Annotated in this window: 19 protein-coding genes; 18 read left to right on the top strand and 1 reads right to left on the bottom strand. The window is 45.1% G+C overall.

Going from position 1 to position 18055, the window contains the following annotated elements; genetic code table 11:
* The first annotated feature begins 206 nt into the window (after positions 1–206).
* From H171_RS16630 to H171_RS16595, 8 genes are all read left to right on the top strand, one after another.
* A complete protein-coding gene (locus H171_RS16630; RefSeq protein WP_013271207.1) occupies positions 207–512 on the top strand; it encodes a PTS sugar transporter subunit IIB in 306 nt (101 codons plus the stop codon).
* Positions 513–574: 62 nt separating this feature from the next.
* Positions 575–1963 (top strand): PTS sugar transporter subunit IIC, encoded by a 1389-nt coding sequence (locus H171_RS16625; RefSeq protein WP_100306136.1) that lies wholly within the window; start codon positions 575–577, stop codon positions 1961–1963.
* Positions 1964–2066: 103 nt separating this feature from the next.
* Positions 2067–2213: a multidrug transporter gene (locus H171_RS16620; protein WP_100306135.1), complete on the top strand. Its 147-nt coding sequence runs from the start codon at positions 2067–2069 to the stop codon at positions 2211–2213.
* A 13-nt stretch (positions 2214–2226) separates the two neighbouring features.
* A complete protein-coding gene (locus tag H171_RS16615) occupies positions 2227–3618 on the top strand; it encodes a glycoside hydrolase family 1 protein (protein ID WP_100306134.1) in 1392 nt (463 codons plus the stop codon).
* A gap of 9 nt (positions 3619–3627) precedes the next feature.
* Complete coding sequence (locus H171_RS16610) at positions 3628–4080, top strand: DUF3284 domain-containing protein (protein ID WP_100306133.1); 453 nt, start codon at positions 3628–3630, stop codon at positions 4078–4080.
* A gap of 20 nt (positions 4081–4100) precedes the next feature.
* Positions 4101–4775 (top strand): GntR family transcriptional regulator, encoded by a 675-nt coding sequence (locus H171_RS16605; protein WP_100306132.1) that lies wholly within the window; start codon positions 4101–4103, stop codon positions 4773–4775.
* A gap of 115 nt (positions 4776–4890) precedes the next feature.
* A complete protein-coding gene (locus H171_RS16600) occupies positions 4891–5994 on the top strand; it encodes a DUF871 domain-containing protein (RefSeq protein ID WP_100306131.1) in 1104 nt (367 codons plus the stop codon).
* Positions 5991–6335, top strand: a complete 345-nt coding sequence (locus tag H171_RS16595) for a hypothetical protein (RefSeq protein ID WP_100306130.1) — start codon at positions 5991–5993, stop codon at positions 6333–6335. The genes H171_RS16600 and H171_RS16595 overlap by 4 nt, the downstream gene beginning before the upstream one ends.
* A gap of 167 nt (positions 6336–6502) precedes the next feature.
* Here H171_RS16595 and H171_RS16590 read toward each other — a convergent pair whose 3' ends face one another.
* Positions 6503–7375: a Cof-type HAD-IIB family hydrolase gene (locus H171_RS16590; protein WP_100306129.1), complete on the bottom strand. Its 873-nt coding sequence runs from the start codon at positions 7373–7375 to the stop codon at positions 6503–6505.
* Positions 7376–7908: 533 nt separating this feature from the next.
* Between H171_RS16590 and H171_RS16585 the strand changes: the two genes are divergently transcribed.
* The 10 genes from H171_RS16585 to deoC all read left to right on the top strand — a co-directional run bounded on the left by H171_RS16585 (position 7909) and on the right by deoC (position 17840).
* On the top strand, positions 7909–8673 hold the full coding sequence (locus H171_RS16585; protein ID WP_100306128.1) for a nucleoside phosphorylase: 765 nt from the start codon (positions 7909–7911) through the stop codon (positions 8671–8673).
* Between the two features lie 5 nt (positions 8674–8678).
* Positions 8679–9446, top strand: a complete 768-nt coding sequence (locus H171_RS16580) for a GntR family transcriptional regulator (protein ID WP_100306127.1) — start codon at positions 8679–8681, stop codon at positions 9444–9446.
* Between the two features lie 106 nt (positions 9447–9552).
* On the top strand, positions 9553–10716 hold the full coding sequence (locus H171_RS16575) for a BMP family ABC transporter substrate-binding protein (protein WP_100306126.1): 1164 nt from the start codon (positions 9553–9555) through the stop codon (positions 10714–10716).
* A 107-nt stretch (positions 10717–10823) separates the two neighbouring features.
* On the top strand, positions 10824–12386 hold the full coding sequence (locus H171_RS16570; RefSeq protein WP_100306125.1) for an ABC transporter ATP-binding protein: 1563 nt from the start codon (positions 10824–10826) through the stop codon (positions 12384–12386).
* Positions 12376–13512: an ABC transporter permease gene (locus tag H171_RS16565; RefSeq protein WP_242976976.1), complete on the top strand. Its 1137-nt coding sequence runs from the start codon at positions 12376–12378 to the stop codon at positions 13510–13512. Before H171_RS16570 ends, H171_RS16565 begins: the two co-directional genes overlap by 11 nt.
* Positions 13509–14447, top strand: a complete 939-nt coding sequence (locus tag H171_RS16560) for an ABC transporter permease (protein WP_100306124.1) — start codon at positions 13509–13511, stop codon at positions 14445–14447. Before H171_RS16565 ends, H171_RS16560 begins: the two co-directional genes overlap by 4 nt.
* A complete protein-coding gene (locus H171_RS16555) occupies positions 14434–15204 on the top strand; it encodes a nucleoside phosphorylase (protein WP_100306123.1) in 771 nt (256 codons plus the stop codon). Before H171_RS16560 ends, H171_RS16555 begins: the two co-directional genes overlap by 14 nt.
* Before the next feature lie 115 nt (positions 15205–15319).
* Positions 15320–16087: a nucleoside phosphorylase gene (locus H171_RS16550; RefSeq protein WP_100306122.1), complete on the top strand. Its 768-nt coding sequence runs from the start codon at positions 15320–15322 to the stop codon at positions 16085–16087.
* Positions 16088–16221: 134 nt separating this feature from the next.
* Positions 16222–17166 (top strand): nucleoside hydrolase, encoded by a 945-nt coding sequence (locus H171_RS16545; RefSeq protein WP_100306121.1) that lies wholly within the window; start codon positions 16222–16224, stop codon positions 17164–17166.
* A 32-nt stretch (positions 17167–17198) separates the two neighbouring features.
* The gene (gene deoC / locus H171_RS16540; RefSeq protein ID WP_100306120.1) at positions 17199–17840 is read left to right on the top strand and encodes a deoxyribose-phosphate aldolase; all 642 of its coding nucleotides are present in this window, start codon (positions 17199–17201) and stop codon (positions 17838–17840) included.
* Positions 17841–18055 lie beyond the last annotated feature (215 nt).

The raw sequence follows: 18055 nt of genomic DNA, 5'->3' as shown, positions 1-18055 counted from the left end.
GAAAAAGCTGTGAAATTGACTGAAAAAGTCTGTTTCACAGCTTTTTTTATGGCGTTATAACGGATAAAATGCATGTTTTAAGGTGAAAATATTAATTATTAAATAAAAAGTTTATTTTTATTTTAGAATTTGCTTGTGTTTTTGCATATGATATAGTATCATATGGGTAAGAAGAAGTGGTCTAGACCACAGAAAGGGGTGCGAGGATGTATCATATTTTATTAGTTTGCTCAGCGGGAATGTCTACAAGCATGCTTGTAAAAAAAATGCAGGATGCAGCATCAGAAAAAGGCGTGGAGGCCACCATTTGGGCGGTGGGAGATGCTGAATCCGTTGAGGAAGTGAAAAAGGCAGATATTATTTTATTAGGGCCTCAGGTTCGTTATCTTGAGAAGAAGATGAACGAGAGAGTGAAAAATGAGAAACCTGTGCTTGTCATCGATATGATGGCTTACGGCACAATGAATGGCGCCAAGGTACTGGATCAGGCGCTGGGGAAGTTAAACGGGTAAGTATGAAAAAGAAGCTCCCCGTTCTAAAAATTTAGGGGAGTATAAAAGAGGGAGAAGAAGTTATGGGTGCATTTAATTCATTCATGGAAGCAAAATTTATGCCAATCGCAGCTAGAATTGGTTCCCAGAAACATCTGGTTGCCATTCGTGATGCCTTTATTGCCATCATGCCAATTACCATGGTTGGTTCCATAGCAGTTTTACTTAATGTATTTTTAAGAGACCTTCCAAATCAGGCAGGTATGACCGGTTTTGTCCAGGCCATGTCTCCGATCATCAGTGTTAATGGCAATGTATATTTTGGCTCTATCGTAATTCTTGCTCTGGCATTTGTTTTTGCTCTGGGCTACAATCTTTCAAAAACCTACGATGTAAACGCCATTGCAGGCGGAGTCATCGCATTCGCTAGCTTAGTCACCTGTATGGGACAAAGCGCTACCTTCGACTATGAGCTTCCAGGTGTTGCAGCGGCAGTTGCCGACCAGTTAAAAGGTCTCGGACTTGACGTGGCAGCCACACCAGGCGGCGGTGTTGCATTAAACGGAGTCAGCGGCTGGGGATACTTAGGTTCCGGATATACCGGTTCCGGTGGTCTGTTTACCGCATTGATTATGGGCTTTATCTGTACCATGATTTACATAAAGCTGATGCAGAAGAAGGTGACCATCAACCTTCCTGATTCTGTACCGCCAGCAGTAAGCAAAGCATTTGCAGCAATCGTTCCAGGTGTAATCGCCATTTATGTTGCAGGTATCTTAACCCAGATCTGCATAACCGCAACAGGCTCCACCATTAATGATATGGTTCTCACATATATCCAGAGACCGCTCCTCAGCTTGTCACAAGGCTTCTTCAGCGTAATCTTCATGGTATTCCTGATCCAGCTGTTATGGTTCTTTGGTCTCCATGGGCACAACGTACTGGCTCCTATCATGGACGGTATCTATCTAACGGCCTTAAACCAGAACATTGAGGCATTTACCACCAGCCAGAGCACTGCGAATCTTCCATACTTATGGACCCGCGGTTCCTTTGATGCCTACTGCCAGATGGGCGGTTCCGGAATTACCTTAGGACTTATTATTGCAATCTTCCTGTTTTCTAAGAGGGATGACCAGAAAGCCATTGCCAAGCTGTCCTGGCCCATGGGTGTATTTAATATCAATGAGCCGATCATCTTCGGTATGCCGATCGTATTGAACCCGGTGTATTTAATCCCATGGCTGATCGTCCCTCCAGTATGTGCTACCATCGCATACGGCGCAACTGCCATTGGCCTGATTCCTCCGGTTTTCGTAGCGGTACCCTGGGTAATGCCTGCAGGCATCTATGCCTTCCTTGCAACAGGCGGAAGCTTTATGGCAGCACTTGTATCATTGTTTAATCTGTTTATATCTTTTGCCATCTGGACACCATTTGTAATGATGGCGAATAAAATGAAAAACGAATAGCAACATAGATTAAGATGGAGCTGCCAGACCAGTTCACAGGGGTTGTCCTGACAGAACTGATTTGGCAGTTCTTAAGTTTAGCAGAGAAAGAAGGGGAGAGACCATGAAAAGCTGGACCATATTTTTAATTGCCATAGGCTGCCTGTTCATTACTGTATCACCCCAGCTTCCATCTCCTGCCATGTATATGACCGTTGGTCTGGTATTTGTACTGTTGGGTGCAGTCATGCTGATAAAGAAGAGGAAATAAGGGGGTATAAGGTATGAAACTTGAGTTTCCGGAAGGGTTTTACTTTGGAAGTGCAACCAGCGCCACTCAGTGTGAGGGAGGCGCAGATAATGACGGGAGAGGGAAAAATATCTGGGATTTGTGGTATGAGGAAGAAGGCTATAAATTTCATGGAGCCATTGGCCCTGGCATTACCTCCACCTTTTACCAGAATTACAAAGAGGATATTCAGCTGATGAAGCAGACAGGCCATAATTCTTTCCGGACCTCCATCAGCTGGTCCCGCCTGTTTCCGGAGGGATCTGGTGAGGTGAACGAAAAAGCGGCTGATTTTTACCGCAGCCTGTTTTTGGAATTAAGGGAAAACGGGATCGAACCATTTGTGAATCTGTACCATTTTGACATGCCGGTAAAGCTGCAGGAGCTGGGCGGCTGGGAAAACAGAAAGGTGGTGGATTATTATAAAGAATATGCCTGGACCTGCTTTAACTTATTCGGAGATCTGGTGAAACACTGGTTTACCTTTAATGAGCCCATCGTCCATGTGGAATGCGGATATCTGCAGGGCTATCACTATCCCTGCAAGGTGGATCCCAAAGCTGCTGTTTCGGTTGCTTATCATACAGCCCTGGCCAGCGCTTTAGCAGTGAAAGAATATCACAGCATGAAGAAGGGAGGAAAGATCGGGATCGTATTAAACCTGACCCCGGCTTATCCCAGAAGCTCCCATCCAGAGGATGAGAAGGCGGCAAAGATTGCTGAGCTGTTCCAGAATAGGAGTTTCCTGGATCCTGCCGTTAAGGGAACGTATGATCCGGAGCTGGTTGCCCTCGTAGAAAAGCACGGATTGCTGCCGGAGGTTTCTAAGGAGGACTTAGAGATCATCCGTCAAAATACGGTGGATTTTCTGGGAATAAACTACTATCATCCGTTCCGTGTCTGTGCAAAGGCCAGTATTCCCAATCCGGCAGCTCCGTTTACACCGGAATATTATTTTGATATCTATGATATGCCTGGCAAACGGATGAATCCATACAGGGGATGGGAAATCTATCCCAGAGGCTTATATGACATTGCAGTCAATATCCGTGACAACTACGGGAACATTGAATGGATGGTCACAGAAAATGGCATGGGTGTGGAAAATGAGGGACGTTTTAAGACAGACGGTATGATACAGGATGATTACCGCATTGAGTTCTATGAGGAGCATTTGACCTGGCTTCATAAAGGGATAGAAGAAGGAAGCAATTGCATTGGATATCATGTGTGGACCTTTGTGGACTGCTGGTCATGGCTCAATGCTTATAAGAACCGTTACGGGCTTGTGGAGCTGGATTTGGAAACCCAGAAAAGGACCATAAAAAAGTCGGGTTATTGGTATCAGGAACTGCTTAATAACAACGGTTTTGAAACGGGCAAATAGGAGAGACATATGGAAGTAAGTCAAAAACTGAATGTAGAGGCTAAGGAATTCTTTAATGCCCTGGCGTCCTCGGTTGCCTATGATATCAGCCAGGCCACAGGGAAAAAGGTAAATCCAGACCAGATTTATTCCGGTTTTCGTTATAAAAAGAAAATGAAAAATAAAATGGGACAGGAAAACCATGTGGATGTGGTGATCAAGCAGTTTGTCTCTCCAAACTGCTATGAGGCAAGCTTCCGCACCTCTCATGGAACAAATGTTATATTTTACGAGATCGAAGATAGTAAAGACGGAAACATTATGGTACACTACAGGGAGGGATTTGAGGGGGAGAGTACTTCCTACTCCTTAAACTATAAGATTGTCTCCTGGTTTTATCAAAAAGGTTCCAAAAAAAGGGTTTCCAGGATGCTTTCATCCATGGAAAGCTTCATTAAGGGACAGAGGACAAAAGAGAATTAAAGGTGATAAGAGGTGATACAATGGGGACTCCGAAATATCAAAAAATAAAACAGGACCTTATGGAAGAAATTAAGGACGCGTCTGTCAATACCCCTATTGCATCAGAACGGGAACTGGCCGGACGGTATAATGCCAGCCGGATGACCGTGCGCAACGCTTTAAATGAACTGGTGGAAGAGGGAGTATTATACAGAGATAAAAATAAAGGAACTTTTGTTGCAGACCAGAGGCTTATGAAAAAAAATACATCTGCAGAGACTCTGAATAAGCCAATGGATGATACTTATGATTACAATGTGATCTATTTCAGTTCCTGTTTTTCCGATGAAAAGGTCGCTTCCTGTCTGGAAATCGGATCTGAAGACCGGATGATCCGGATCGTGCGCCTAAACCGGAAGAATGGAAAGCCTGTAAGTGTTGAAGAAATCTATTTGATCCAAAGTCTGATCAATGACAATGATTACAACAACTTAAATAAGCTTTTGGATCTGAAAGGATACATTGATGAGGGATCGGTTACGCAGAAGTTTCTTCCTATCATAGTGCCTGTAAAATATATTAATCTGCTTCACGTAAAGCTGAATACTCCGATTATTTTGGTTGAGAGCACCATTGTAAGCAAAAGCGGCAGCCCGGTCGTGTATATCAGAGAATTTAACAACCCAATTGAAAAAATAATTGAGATAACCACATAGTTGAAATACCCGCAGTATACCATAATCCCCCCAAAATAGGCAGGAAAGAGGAAAAATCCTGCGGGTATACCATTATGCCCATAAGCTGGGCAGGAAAGTGGAAAGGTAATTAATCATGGGAAGACTTGGTATCTCCCTTTATCCGGAGCACTCCACTCCGGAACGGGATAAGGAATATATTCAGCTGGCTGGTAAATACGGGTTTCAGCGTATTTTTACCTGCTTGTTGAGCGTGGGGAATAAAAATAAAGATGAGATGATCCATGAATTTAGGGATATGATAGATACGGCCCATGAATATGGTATGGAAGTCATTCTGGATGTGGCACCACCTGTGTTTGAAGCACTGGGGGCTTCCTATGATAATCTGGCTCCCTTTAAAGAAATGCATGCAGATGGGATCCGGCTGGATATAGGCTTTGACGGCATGAAAGAAGCTGCAATGAGCTATAACTGTGAGGGGCTGAAGATCGAGCTGAACGCCAGTACCGATCCAAGCTATGTGTCAAATATCATGAATCATCATCCGGTACCGGAAAGAATCATTACCTGCCACAACTTTTATCCTCAGAAATATACGGGAATCAGTCTGGAGCATTTTGATTACTGCAACCGGGAAATGAAAAAGCACGGCCTTAAGGTTGCGGCCTTTGTATCCAGCAACAATGGGAATACTTTTGGCCCCTGGCCTGTGAATGAGGGGTTGTGTACTCTGGAGATGCACCGGGGCCTGCCTGTGGATGCCCAGGTACGGCATCTGCTTGCAACCCGTATGGTAGATGATGTGATCATAGCCAATGCCTATGCTTCTGAAGAGGAGTTAAAGGCTTGTGCCTCAGTGATTCCGGGAAAACTGATGTTTGGCCTTTGCCTGGAAAAGGAGCTGACGGAAACAGAGCGGGAGATTCTTTACTTTGACCGGCAGCATGTGATCAGAGGCGATATCAGTGAATATATGATACGGTCCACCTGGCCGAGAGTCGTCTTTGCTGACAAGTCGGTACCTCCTGCCAATACCCGGGATTTAAAACGTGGGGATGTTGTAATTTTAAATGACGGTTATTCCCGTTATAAGGGAGAGCTGCATGTTGTCTTAAAGGATATGCCTAATGACGGAAGAAAGAATGTGATCGGCCATATTCCTGATTATGAACTGGTACTGCTTGATTACATTAAACCCTGGAAGTTGTTCGGTTTTACAGAAGTATCATTTGCATGATTCATGCAGCTTATCTGGGCACCGGTAACGGGGTTACCACTTTTCCACTTGTTGCATGGATTATTTCTTTAAACGGGATTGTCTGGGGGGGAACTCTGGCGGTTATGGGCATCATGCTTTCCATTACCCTTGGTTATACCATAGCAAAATCCTATGATGTAAACAAGGTTGCCGGTGCTATTGTTTCACTTGCGGCGTATCTTATGGGGTTGCCTCAAAGCGCCAGCACTTCCACCACACTTACTTTGAGTGATGTGCTGCCTTCTAAATTCGCTCGTACTTACTGCAGTCAATATGGCTGTTGCCTTTGCTATATGGGCGCCATTTATTATTGCCGCTAATGGTGTAGACTCTCCATCAGATAACTGATAAAAAGAGGTGGAAAGTCAAAGACAGTCCTGTTAATGAGAAAAACGGCGTACATCTGATATAATTCAGGTATGCGCCGTTTTTTGTATATAATCAAAGACCAGTAGGAATGCCCATAATTCTTAAAATAGTGAGCACTTCAACTGTTTTCCTGAAACACAAGCCTGCGAATGGCCCAGGCAACTCCATCCTCTGCATTGGATTTGGTATGGTATTTTGCTGCATCCCGAATGCAGGACATGGCATTATCCATGGCGACAGTCCATCCAAATTCCGGTGTGAACATGGACAGATCATTGTCACTGTCTCCAAGCACCATCACATCCTTAAGAAGGATTCCCTTTTGCTCTGCGTATGCTTTCAAAACCAGCCCTTTTTGGGCAGCCTGATTGGTCAGCTCAATATTGTCGGGGAAAGAGGAGGCTGCAGCCAGATCCGGATAGTCTGAGAAGATTTCTTTTAATTCTGAAGCCTTTTGGACAGGAAGCCCGTTACTGCATATCTTAAATACATCACTGTCCTCAGGAAGCTCTTTAAGAGAAGTAATAAAGGTCGTGGATTCCATCCGCATTTGCACGGCAGCTTCCAGTTCTTTTGAAATGTGAGCAGAAGAGCTGAATTTCTTTTTTAAGAAGGAGTATATCTCGTTTAACTTCCGCTCTTTTGGGGTAGTGGTATACCGCCCGCCGGAAGTCAGTATATCCATATCTGCCTGTTGCTCTGTAAGGATCCGATTAATGTCTACAAGATTCTGAGAGGTAAGAGGAATCTCACTCAGTATTTCACCATCCTGACTGTATACGGCAGCCCCGCTTAAGCAGATATAGCTGCATGTGATATCGCAGGCATCCATAACGGCCTTAGCTTCTTGATAATCACGTCCGCTGCAGATTAAAAATTCTATGCCCGCGCGCTCAAGCCTGCGGATTGCATCTACATTGGCTTTTGAGATATTGGTCTGAGGGTTTAAAAGGGTGCCGTCCATATCGGAGGCGATCAGTCGGATGCTCATAGCAAGTAATCTCCTTTGTCTGGTTATGTATTCATGTTCTCATACTTAGCTTATCTTAAATTTGTCTGTTCGTCAATGAAGAGGGGCCAGGAAGCCCTAATTTCATCAGTTTTCCTATCTTTTATCAGGTTTCTTCCCCTCCTTTTTACAAACCTTACATATGATGTTTCAACAATGCCGGGCGTTTCATCTTTTCGCAGCACCGGAACAAAATGTTTTTAATGCCGTATGTTCTAAGGGGATGACACCCGTCCCTCCGGCAAAAGACGGACAAGGGAGTATGCCTTGTTTTTTCTTGTTTTGCCTCAATTAATACAATAATTTTCACAATTATTCTAAGGTTGATAATTCTGTATATCTAAATGATATCTATTAAAATTTAAAATAGATGTCTATTTTTGTATGTTTTGCACTTAAAAATATGAATTTTGAAAGAAAACATATTGACAACTTGGCTGCCAAGTGATATTCTAATGCCAACAACTTGGCTGCCAAGTTAAAAGCGATGAAAAATACTTAAAGAGGAGGAGAATATGGATAAATTGAAAATGATGCATATTGGAATCTCAAAAGGTGATGTTGGAAGGTATGTTTTTTTACCGGGGAGCCCGGAGAGGGCAGAAAAGATTGCCGCTCATTTTGACAATCCAAGGGAAATTGCATATAACCGTGAGTTCAGAACCTTTGTTGGGGAACTTGATGGAACGAGAGTGGCAGTTACCAGTACCGGAATCGGAGGACCTTCTGCCGCCATTGCCATGGAGGAGCTTTATCAGTGCGGTGCGGATACCATGCTTCGCATCGGTTCCGGCGCTTCAACTTCAGAGAAGGTGAAGACAGGGGACATCGTGATTCCCAATGGAGCAATCCGGATGGAAGGCGTCGGCAATCATTATTTGCCGGTGGAATTCCCTGCGGTTCCGGACTATTCCATGATAAAAGAGCTGGAGGCTGCATCTGGACGGCTGAATATGCCCTATAATGTGGGAGTTACCATTACAAAAGCCTCCTTTTACAGTCAGACTCAGCCGGAGAAAAAGCCGGTAAAGGATGAGATCCTTCATAAATGGAGTGCTTACGAGGCAGGCGGTGCCACCTCTACAAGCATGGAATGCTCCACCCTGTTTCTGGTAGCAGCCAGCTTAGGAATACGGGCAGCTTCCGTTTTAGTAAGCGCCACAGATTATAAGAACTCCCCGGAAAAGGACAGAGTACCGCTTACGGAATTGGAAAACAGAGTGATTCTGGTTGGCATTGAGGCAATGAGAGCCATAATAAAAAATGATTTGGTGGGGTGATTGGTATGATGGATTATAATAAGCTGCCGCTACTGGAGGAAGATATTTCAGAGAACCTGGTGATTCCGAACTACGTTAAAATTTATGATATTATTTTTAATTTAATAGTAGAAGGAGTGATCAAAGCAGGAGATGTTGTTCCAAGTGAAAATAAGCTGGCTAATTACTGGAAAGTCAGCCGCGGCACGGTCAGAATGGCTATGAGAAAGCTAGAAGAGGATGGATACATAAATAAGACCCAGGGGAAGCAGGCGGTAGTTTCGACACATGCGCTGCAATATAAGGATGGATTCCAGTGGTTGTTTAACCCGTGCATTGAGAACTGCGTGGATACCATTGATGAGATTAAGATTTCCGCCCAGTACCAGCCCTGCGGTGTTTACGTTGCTCATGAGCTGGGGTATAAAAAGCCGGGAGATTTAATGATTTTTACCAGTACGGATTATTTTTCCAACGGGCGCCAGGTGGCAAATACGGTCACGATTTTTGATGCGGAATATATGGAGAAATTCCAGTTGGATCTGAATGACATTGAAAAGATGAAGGAGTTCAGCACTTATGGTCTGTATCGACTGGCAAAGCACGCAAAGACTGTGTTCAATGTGCTGAATGCAGATGCGGATTCCTATATTGCAGGCATTAATAAAAATGAGCCGGTCATTATTGTGGAAGAGATCCTGGTAGAAGAGGGGGATAAGCAGCTCAGCTATGCCAAGCACCAGCTTCTCGGAAGTATGTACCGTTTCTCTATGGAACGCAAGTCTCATATGTAATTGAAAAAGAGCAGACTGGTTAAGGGTCTTTTAAAAGCACGGAAAGCTCTTTTCAAATATACTGAAAAACAAACTCAAGTAACGCAGCAACAGAAAGGAGAAAGGAATGAAAAAAACGTTTCAATTGATTCTTACAGGGGTACTTGCCTGCGCCATGCTCACCGCATGCGGCAAAGCAAATGACAGCGTACAGACGACTGCCGGAAAACAGGAGCAAACAGAGGGGACGGATACAGCAAACGGAGAGAAGACTCCGGAAAAGCCGTTAAAGGCCGTGTATCTGGTAAACGGAAACCTGGGGGACAAAGGCTTTTATGACTCAGCGGCCAGCGGCCTTTACCGTATGAGAGATGAACTGGGGGCCGACATCAAGGTGGTTGAAATGGGACGCGACGAGACCAGCTATGAAGGACATTTCACAGACGTTTCCGAGCAGGATTGGGATGTCATCATTGCAGGTACCTGGTCCGTGAAAGAGGTGGCGCAAAATACGGCCGCACAGTATCCTGATAAAAAATATATTTTCTTTGACAGCGATGTGGACCGGACGATTGTTGCTGACGGAAATATGATGGGCATTACATACAATTCAAACCAGGGTTCTTTCTTAGCTGGTGTCCTGGCTGCCCAGATGCTTGATTCCGGAGACGCAAAGATCGATGCTTCCAAGAGAACCTTAGGCTTTATCGGTTCCATGGATGTGGCAAATATCAATGACTTTCTGGTAGGATATCTGGAAGGCGTGAAATACGTAGATCCAAACATCAAGGTGATCCCTTCCTATGTGGGTTCCTTTGAAGATGTTCCAAAATGTCTTGAAATGACCACCCAGTTATACAATCAGGGCGCACAGATCGTATATGCGCCGGCATCTCAAAGTATTCTCGGAGCAGCTACTGCGGCAAACAACGTTGACAAATACTTAATCGCCTGTGACCAGGATCTGTATACCCAGTTAAAGGATACGAATCCTGAGATCGCAAAGAACATTTTGACATCAACCCTGAAAAATGTGGGAGATTCCCTTGTAACAGCAGTCAAAGGCCTTATGGACAACTCCATGACCTGTGAAGAGACATATGCTCTTGGCCTTGACAGCGGTGCAGTAGGTCTGGCTCAGAATGATAATTTTAACACCATTGTACCTGAGGATATTAAGAAGAAACTTGATGAAGTAAAGGACAAGATCATCAAGGGTGATATTACGGTAGGAAGCGCTATGAAAATGACGACGGAAGAAGTCTCCGCATTACGTGACAGCATGAAATAAGCCTGTTATAGAAACCATAAGACACCGGTAATCCATAGGGCAGCAGCAAACTATATGGTCGACTTTGCTGCTGCCCTTTCCAACAGGATTTTTAAGGAGTAATAAGGATGGAAGAGAAAAAAGAAGTATTGCGGATGGAAAATATTGTTAAAGTATACTCCAATGGCGTAATGGCGAATAAGGGGATCCACTTCTCTGTACTAGCCGGAGAAATCCATGCTTTGTCCGGTGAAAACGGAGCGGGTAAATCCACTTTAATGAAAATCATTTTTGGCGAAGAGCAGCCTACCTCAGGGGATATTTACGTCAATGGCGAAAAAACCATTATTTCTTCTCCTCAATCAGCGATCAGTCTGGGGATCGGAATGGTACACCAGCATTTTATGCTGGTTCCATCGCTCACGGTTGCGGAGAATGTCATTCTGGGCGTTGAACCAAGAAAAGGCTTGCTGATCAACAGGAAGAAAGCCCACAGGCAGGTAGAAGAGATGGCGGATAAATTCAACATGCAGGTGAACCCCAGGGTAAAGGTTGAAGATCTGACCGTTGGCCAAAAACAAAAGGTAGAGATACTGAAAGCATTGTTCCGGGGAGCGAAGATACTGATTTTAGATGAACCAACCGCAGTCCTGACCCCACAGGAAACCACCGAATTATTTGAGGAATTAAAGAGGCTTAAGAGCAATGGCTATACCATAATTTTCATTTCCCATAAGCTGAACGAAGTAAAAGAACTGTGTGACAGGATATCCATCATTCGCCAGGGAAGGTCTATGGGCCTGTATGATATGAAGGATGTAACGGAACAGGACATCTCCAACCTTATGGTGGGAAGGGACGTTATACTGAACATAGAGAAAAAACCGCCGGAGATCGGAGATCCCACCATCCGGGTAAAGGATTTAAGCATTTCCGGTGAGAACGGGAAAACTCATGTAAATAATGTATCTTTTCTTTTAAGAGAAGGGGAGATCCTCGGAATTGCAGGTGTAGAGGGTAACGGCCAGTCCGAGCTGGCGGAAGCTTTGACAGGGCTTCGAAAGTATAATACCGGTTCTATCGAGATGTGCGGCAAGGAGATTTCCGGTTGCAATATTAAAGATATCCGGGCACTTTCTGTTTCCCATATTCCGGAGGACCGCATGACCACCGGCGTGGCCCCTGCGCTGACCATCACGGAAAATACCCTTTCCGATAAAATTTCCCAGGAGAAGTTTTCAAAGCATGGGATCATCGACAAACGAAAGATAAAGCAATACGGGCTTGATATGGCAAAGGATTATCAGGTGCTGTGCAAAAATCCGGATGTCAGGATTGACAGCCTCTCCGGCGGCAATATCCAAAAGGCAGTCCTTGCCCGGGAACTGTCCAGCGATCCCAAGGTCATCATTGCCAACCAGCCTACCAGAGGCGTGGATGTGGGCGCAACTGAATTCATCCGTAAACGGCTGATCAAAATGAGAGACAATAAAAAATCCGTATTGCTCATCAGCTCAGATTTAAATGAAGTGCTGGGATTATCCGACAGCATCATTGTCATGCATGAAGGACAGATTGTGGCGTATTTCCCGGATGCAGGGATGATCAGCGAGCTTGAGCTTGGAAAATATATGCTTGGTATTGAAAAGCAGTCAGAAGCAGAGATAAAGGAGGCTTGTCATGGACAGTAATAAACGGATTCACTTAATCGTTGATATGGCAAAACTGATGATAGCAATTTTGGTGTCCTGCGGTCTTGTCACAGCGATTGTATTAGGAACAAGTTCTGAACCGATGAACGCCTTTTTCAGTTTTTTCATCGGTCCCTTTACCTCCTTCCGCCGCATCGGCAATATAGTGGAGGCAGCTTCCCCGCTAATGTTTACGGCCCTGGCCGTTATCCTGATTTTTGGAGCAGGACAGTTTTCCATGATCGCAGAGGGCGCTTTTTTCATCGGAACCCTTGGTGCAATGATGGTTGCGACCTCTGTTCCCCTTCCGACCGGCATTCATTCCGCGGTGGCATTGCTGGCAGCGGCAGCTATGGGCGCTGTCGTAGCTCTGATTCCTGCGCTGTTAAAAATGAAATGGCAGGTTTCAGAAGTGGTGACCTCACTGATGCTAAACTATATCGTCCAGTTTTTTGCCATCTATATGGTAAGCTACTATTTTCGTGAGATCAGCAGTTCAAGCCTTGCTTCCATTGCATTTCTGGATACTTCCCTGCTGCCGGTAATCATAGGGGGCACCAGGATCCATGCTGGAATTATCCTTGCGGTTATCCTCTGCCTGCTCATTTATTTTCTGCTCTTCCGTACTACCTTTGGAATGAAGTTAAGAATTGTGGGAAACAATCCGAAGTTTGCAAACTATTCGGGGATAAAGGTCACCGGCATCATGGTGGCCTCCCAGGTAATTGCCGGTGCCCTGGCAGGAATGGGCGGAGGCGCGGAACTTTTGGGCATGTATACCCGTTTTAAATGGACCTCGAGTCCGGGATACGGGTGGACCGGAATTGCGGTCGCTTTACTAGCCAGAAACAATCCCCTCCTTGTGCCTCTTGCGGCTCTATTTATGGGGTATCTGAATGTAGGCGCAAACATTATGGCAAGAAACAGTGATGTCAGCAGTGAAGTGGTAAAGATCATCCAGGGGGTCATGATCCTGATGATTGCAGCCGAGGCTTTGCTTAAGAAATGGAAGCAGAGAATGATCGTAGAGGCTGCAAAGGCAGAAACTGGAATGAAACACCCTGCGGGTATACCACTATGTCCAAAAAGCTTGGACGGTAATAATGAAAGGAGATGTAGTAAATGATTGATTATTCATTTATCGTTGATTTCCTTTTTATGTGGATTCGTGTGGCAACTCCTATTTTACTTACTTCTTTGGGCGCAGTGATCTGCGAAAGAACGGGAGTGGTCAATCTTGGATTAGATGGGATCATGCTCATTTCGGCTCTCTTTGGTGTTCTGGGAAGTGCATGGGGAGGTAATCTGTTTTGGGGGCTTGCGGCAGGTGTTGGTGCGGCCTTAATTGTAAGCGGAGTTTTCGCATACTTCCATCTGATGTTAAAGGCTAACGCTGTTTTGTGCGGTACGGCAGTTAACACCATAGCCGGCGGGCTTACGGTCTTTGTGCTCCAGCTTGCAACAGGGGAAAAAGGGTCCAGTTCATCCTTAAAGAGCTTTAGCTTTCCCGCAGTCAACATCCCTATTATAAAGGAAATTCCTGTACTTGGAGATATTTTATCCGGCCACAATGTGATCACCTACTTCGCCTTTCTCATGGTGATTGTGATCTCAGTCTTTTTATACCGTACCCCGATGGGACTTCGTATGAGGGCCGTAGGGGAAAATCCCAGCGCAGCTTCCAGCGTAGGGCAGAATGTAGTTAAGATCCGGTTTCTGGCTATTTTATTATGCGGTGTTATGGCGGGAATGGGAGGAATGTATTTATCCATGGGTTACTTATCCATGTTTACCAGGGATATGGTAGCCGGGCGCGGGTTTATCGCTCTTGCGGCCTGTGCCATGGGACAGGCAAACCCGGTGGGAGCCTTAATCTCTTCCATGGTATTTTCCTTCTTTGACGGCCTTTCCAATATCCTGCAGCTTTTGCAGATTCCATCAGAATTTGTACAGATGCTGCCTTACGGGGCGACCATTTTAGGTCTGACCGTTTACTCCATTCAAAAGCAACGGCAAAAAAATATGAAAAATAAGGAGATACAGCAAAATGTCATTAAATAAAGATGAAAAAACTCTTGGTAAAAGACAGTACCACATCCATTTGAGTCCCGGAGATATCGGCGACTATGTTTTGCTTCCTGGCGATCCGGCCCGTTCCGACCGAGTGGCGAAATATCTGGAAGATGCCCGGCTGGTAGCCAATAACCGGGAGCACCGTACCTTTACAGGATACTATAAGGGGGTAAAGGTTTCTGTTACATCAACGGGAATGGGCTGCCCGTCAGCTGCCATTGCAGCGGAAGAGCTGATCAATATCGGAGCAAAATGCTTAATCCGCATTGGCAGCAGCGCAGCCCTGCAGGAAGGGATTAAAATCGGGGATTTGATGATTTCCACCGCTTCCATGAAAAATGAAGGAACCTCCAGATTTTACGTGCCGGATTGTTTCCCTGCGGTCCCGGACTTTGACTTGACAAGAATGTTGATTGACACGGCAAAGGATATGAAAGATGATATTTCCGGCAGTCTCTATTATGGAATCAATGCCAGCGACGATGCGTTTTACGGCGAAACAGAGGAATGGATCGGGAAATTATCTAAGCTTGGCTGCTTAAATGTTGAGATGGAAAGCTCCGCCCTTTATACGGTCTGCCACCGACGGAAGGTAAGAGGGGCCATGATCAGTGCCGTATCCGGCAATATTGTTACAGGCGACGTAATTTATGAAACCGAGAATACAGGTCTGGCAGCAGGCTGGGATGATGAGATTCGGGTTGTTTTAGAGGCGATTTACCGCTTTGAACAGGAGAACCGGTAAGGGTATCCCTTTATGCCCAGAAGGCATGGGCAGATAATAGGAAACACCCTAAGGGTATCCCTTTATGCCCAGAAGGCATGGGCAGATAATAGGAAAAGACAGGAGAGAGCAGGACATGCAGGAAAAAAAGATGATGCATTTGAACATTACCAAAGATCAGGTAGGACAATATGTATTCTTGCCTGGAAGCGTGGAGCGGGCAGCCAAAATAGCAGCCTATTTTGATAATCCCGTTAAAATAGCCCATCACAGAGAGTATCTTACATATACGGGAACCCTGGCAGGAGTGCCTGTTTCCGTCACCAGCACAGGAATCGGAGGACCTTCTTCGGCCATTGCGGTAGAAGAATTGTATGAATGCGGCGCTCACACCATGATGAGGATCGGCTCCTGTGCTTCTACCTCCCCAAAGGTTAAGGTGGGGGATGTTGTCATTCCCAACGGAGCAGTGAGGATGGAGGGAACAGGGATTCATTATCTTCCTGAGGAATTCCCCGCTGTTCCGGACTATGAGATGGTAAAAGAACTGGAAGCTGCGGCAAAAAAGCTAGACATTCCTTATAATATCGGAGTGACTATCTCAAAGGACTCCTTTTACACGGAAGTGTCCCCTGAGACAAAGCCGGTGTATTATGAGTTAAAAAATAAATGGGAAGCTTATGAAAAGGGTGGGGCCACCAATTCCAGCATGGAGTGCGCAACGCTGTTTCTGGTAGCTGCCTCCCTTGACATCAGAATGTCATCTGTCATGATCAGTGCGACCAATTACAAAAGTTATAGCAATGACGATAAGGATTATCCCAGGGAATGGGAAGACAGGGCGATCCAGGTGGGAATAGAAGCAATGACACAGATTATTAAAAAGGACATGGCAGACCGTTAAAAAGATGCTGTAAGCGGATGCTCATGTATGATGCAGACATTTTGTAAGCAGAGAGCGGGACTGCCGACCCCTGCTATAATAGAAGTAATTAATTTTTAGCGATTTTGTAAGCAATTGGAAAGGAAGCATAACGGATGAAACATATTATAGTGGATTGCGATACGGGTATCGATGATTCAATAGCCATATTATATGCCTTAAAAAATAAAAAGCTTTATGTAGAGGGTTTTACCACTGTGTACGGAAACACATCCTCCATGCAGGCGGCGGAAAACACACTGCGGCTAATTAAACTGGCTGAATGCGGCTATGACGTTCCGGTAATCGTGGGGGCAAACCAGAGCATGACTGGTATCGCAGAGCCTTACCCCATTCATATTCATGGAGACAATGGGATCGGCAACGTTGAATTGCCGGAATCAGAGCAAAAGCCTTTGAACGAGAAGGCTTCGGACTTTATTATAAGAAAGGCGGAGGAACTTCGCGGGGATTTAACCATTGTTGCCTTGGGACGTCTGACTAATATAGCCGCAGCTCTGGAAAAGGATCCAAGGCTTCCACATAAAATTAAGCATTTGGTAATCATGGGAGGAGCCTTCCATAAGCCTGGCAATATCAGCGCATATGCGGAAGCGAATATATATGGGGATGCGAAAGCCGCGGATCTTGTATTCCGGGCAGGCTTTCCCGCGACCGTGGTAGGTCTTGATGTTACAATGGAAACATTTATATCCGCTCAGGATATTTCCCTGCTGGGCAAGTATTGCAGGGAAGAGAACCGGAAGATTGTACAGTATATGCAGTCCGCGCTGGAATACTATTTCCAGTTCAGCAACCAATCCATGGGGTGTCAGGAGCGGTGCGTGGTTCATGATCCGCTGGCCATGGTGATTGCCGGGGATCCGTCAATCGGTGAGTACCGTATGGTAAGAGCTGCGGTAGAGTATGAAAATGAAGAGTTCCGGGGCATGATTAAGAGAGATGAAGATTTTATTCCGGTGTATGATCATGATGAAATCCAATACTGTGTCCGTGTGGATTCCGATCTGGCGGTCAGGAAGCTGCTGTCAGTATTTTAAAGGTCATAAAAGAAGGAAAAATGGAGGTTTTTATGGACAGTGTAGAAATGATGGGGTATATCGATCATACCCGGTTAAAGGCGACAACCACCTGGGAGGAAATCAGGGAATTATGCGATGAGGCTGTGGCCCGTCACACGGCATCCGTATGCATTCCGCCTTCTTATGTCATGAGGGTAAGAAACGCTTATGAGAAACTTAATATCTGTACAGTCATTGGATTCCCCCTGGGATATGCAGCAAAGGAAGCAAAAGTGGCTGAAACAAAACAGGCTCTGATGGAAGGAGCCAATGAGATCGACATGGTGATAAACCTGGGGGATGTAAAAAACGGAGATTTTGATAAGGTAAAGGATGAAATCACCGAGCTTAAAAAAACCGTTGGAAGCGGCCGCATATTAAAGGTAATCATAGAAACCTGCTATTTGACTGAGAATGAAAAAGTAGAATTGTGCCGGTGCGTAACAGAGGGAGGTGCTGATTTTATCAAGACCTCTACTGGCTTTGGGTCTGGCGGAGCAAAACCGGAAGACATTGAATTATTTAAAAAGCATATCGGATCAAATGTCAGGATAAAGGCGTCAGGCGGTATAAAAAACAGGACTGAAATAGAAGCATTTATCGCCCAGGGATGCCAGCGCATTGGAACTAGTTCTGCCATGGCTTCTGAATAGGTATCTGCCTTCCAATCTTTACCGGGAACCCGGCCTTTCACTGACGGTGAGAGGGCAGGGATCCCGGATATTCCAATCATACAAGATTTTTCTTCATTCTGCAAAATCCTGCAAAAATTTCAAGTTTACAGCCTCATAGACAAATTCTTTCAAAATAATGAATATGGTAGAATGTTTTGCGGTATTTATGGTATAATCATAGCCAGATAATAATA

It is taken from the genome of [Clostridium] celerecrescens 18A, from assembly GCF_002797975.1.
GTDB lineage: Bacteria > Bacillota > Clostridia > Lachnospirales > Lachnospiraceae > Lacrimispora > Lacrimispora celerecrescens.
Note: the sequence above shows the minus strand (reverse complement) of the source record. Positions and strands in the feature narration are given on the sequence as shown.

Excerpts from the sequence above, each read along its gene's own strand:
- H171_RS16595 (WP_100306130.1), top strand. The coding sequence starts at position 5,991 with ATGATTCATGCAGCTTATCTGGGCACCGGTAACGGGGTTACCACTTTT.
- H171_RS16575 (WP_100306126.1), top strand. The coding sequence starts at position 9,553 with ATGAAAAAAACGTTTCAATTGATTCTTACAGGGGTACTTGCCTGCGCC.
- H171_RS16590 (WP_100306129.1), bottom strand. The coding sequence starts at position 7,375 with ATGAGCATCCGACTGATCGCCTCCGATATGGACGGCACCCTTTTAAAC.
- H171_RS16605 (WP_100306132.1), top strand. The coding sequence starts at position 4,101 with ATGGGGACTCCGAAATATCAAAAAATAAAACAGGACCTTATGGAAGAA.
- H171_RS16630 (WP_013271207.1), top strand. The coding sequence starts at position 207 with ATGTATCATATTTTATTAGTTTGCTCAGCGGGAATGTCTACAAGCATG.
- H171_RS16560 (WP_100306124.1), top strand. The coding sequence starts at position 13,509 with ATGATTGATTATTCATTTATCGTTGATTTCCTTTTTATGTGGATTCGT.
- H171_RS16585 (WP_100306128.1), top strand. The coding sequence starts at position 7,909 with ATGGATAAATTGAAAATGATGCATATTGGAATCTCAAAAGGTGATGTT.
- H171_RS16615 (WP_100306134.1), top strand. The coding sequence starts at position 2,227 with ATGAAACTTGAGTTTCCGGAAGGGTTTTACTTTGGAAGTGCAACCAGC.
- H171_RS16580 (WP_100306127.1), top strand. The coding sequence starts at position 8,679 with ATGATGGATTATAATAAGCTGCCGCTACTGGAGGAAGATATTTCAGAG.
- H171_RS16570 (WP_100306125.1), top strand. The coding sequence starts at position 10,824 with ATGGAAGAGAAAAAAGAAGTATTGCGGATGGAAAATATTGTTAAAGTA.
- H171_RS16565 (WP_242976976.1), top strand. The coding sequence starts at position 12,376 with ATGGACAGTAATAAACGGATTCACTTAATCGTTGATATGGCAAAACTG.
- H171_RS16620 (WP_100306135.1), top strand. The coding sequence starts at position 2,067 with ATGAAAAGCTGGACCATATTTTTAATTGCCATAGGCTGCCTGTTCATT.
- H171_RS16600 (WP_100306131.1), top strand. The coding sequence starts at position 4,891 with ATGGGAAGACTTGGTATCTCCCTTTATCCGGAGCACTCCACTCCGGAA.
- H171_RS16545 (WP_100306121.1), top strand. The coding sequence starts at position 16,222 with ATGAAACATATTATAGTGGATTGCGATACGGGTATCGATGATTCAATA.
- deoC (WP_100306120.1), top strand. The coding sequence starts at position 17,199 with ATGGACAGTGTAGAAATGATGGGGTATATCGATCATACCCGGTTAAAG.
- H171_RS16625 (WP_100306136.1), top strand. The coding sequence starts at position 575 with ATGGGTGCATTTAATTCATTCATGGAAGCAAAATTTATGCCAATCGCA.
- H171_RS16555 (WP_100306123.1), top strand. The coding sequence starts at position 14,434 with ATGTCATTAAATAAAGATGAAAAAACTCTTGGTAAAAGACAGTACCAC.
- H171_RS16550 (WP_100306122.1), top strand. The coding sequence starts at position 15,320 with ATGCAGGAAAAAAAGATGATGCATTTGAACATTACCAAAGATCAGGTA.
- H171_RS16610 (WP_100306133.1), top strand. The coding sequence starts at position 3,628 with ATGGAAGTAAGTCAAAAACTGAATGTAGAGGCTAAGGAATTCTTTAAT.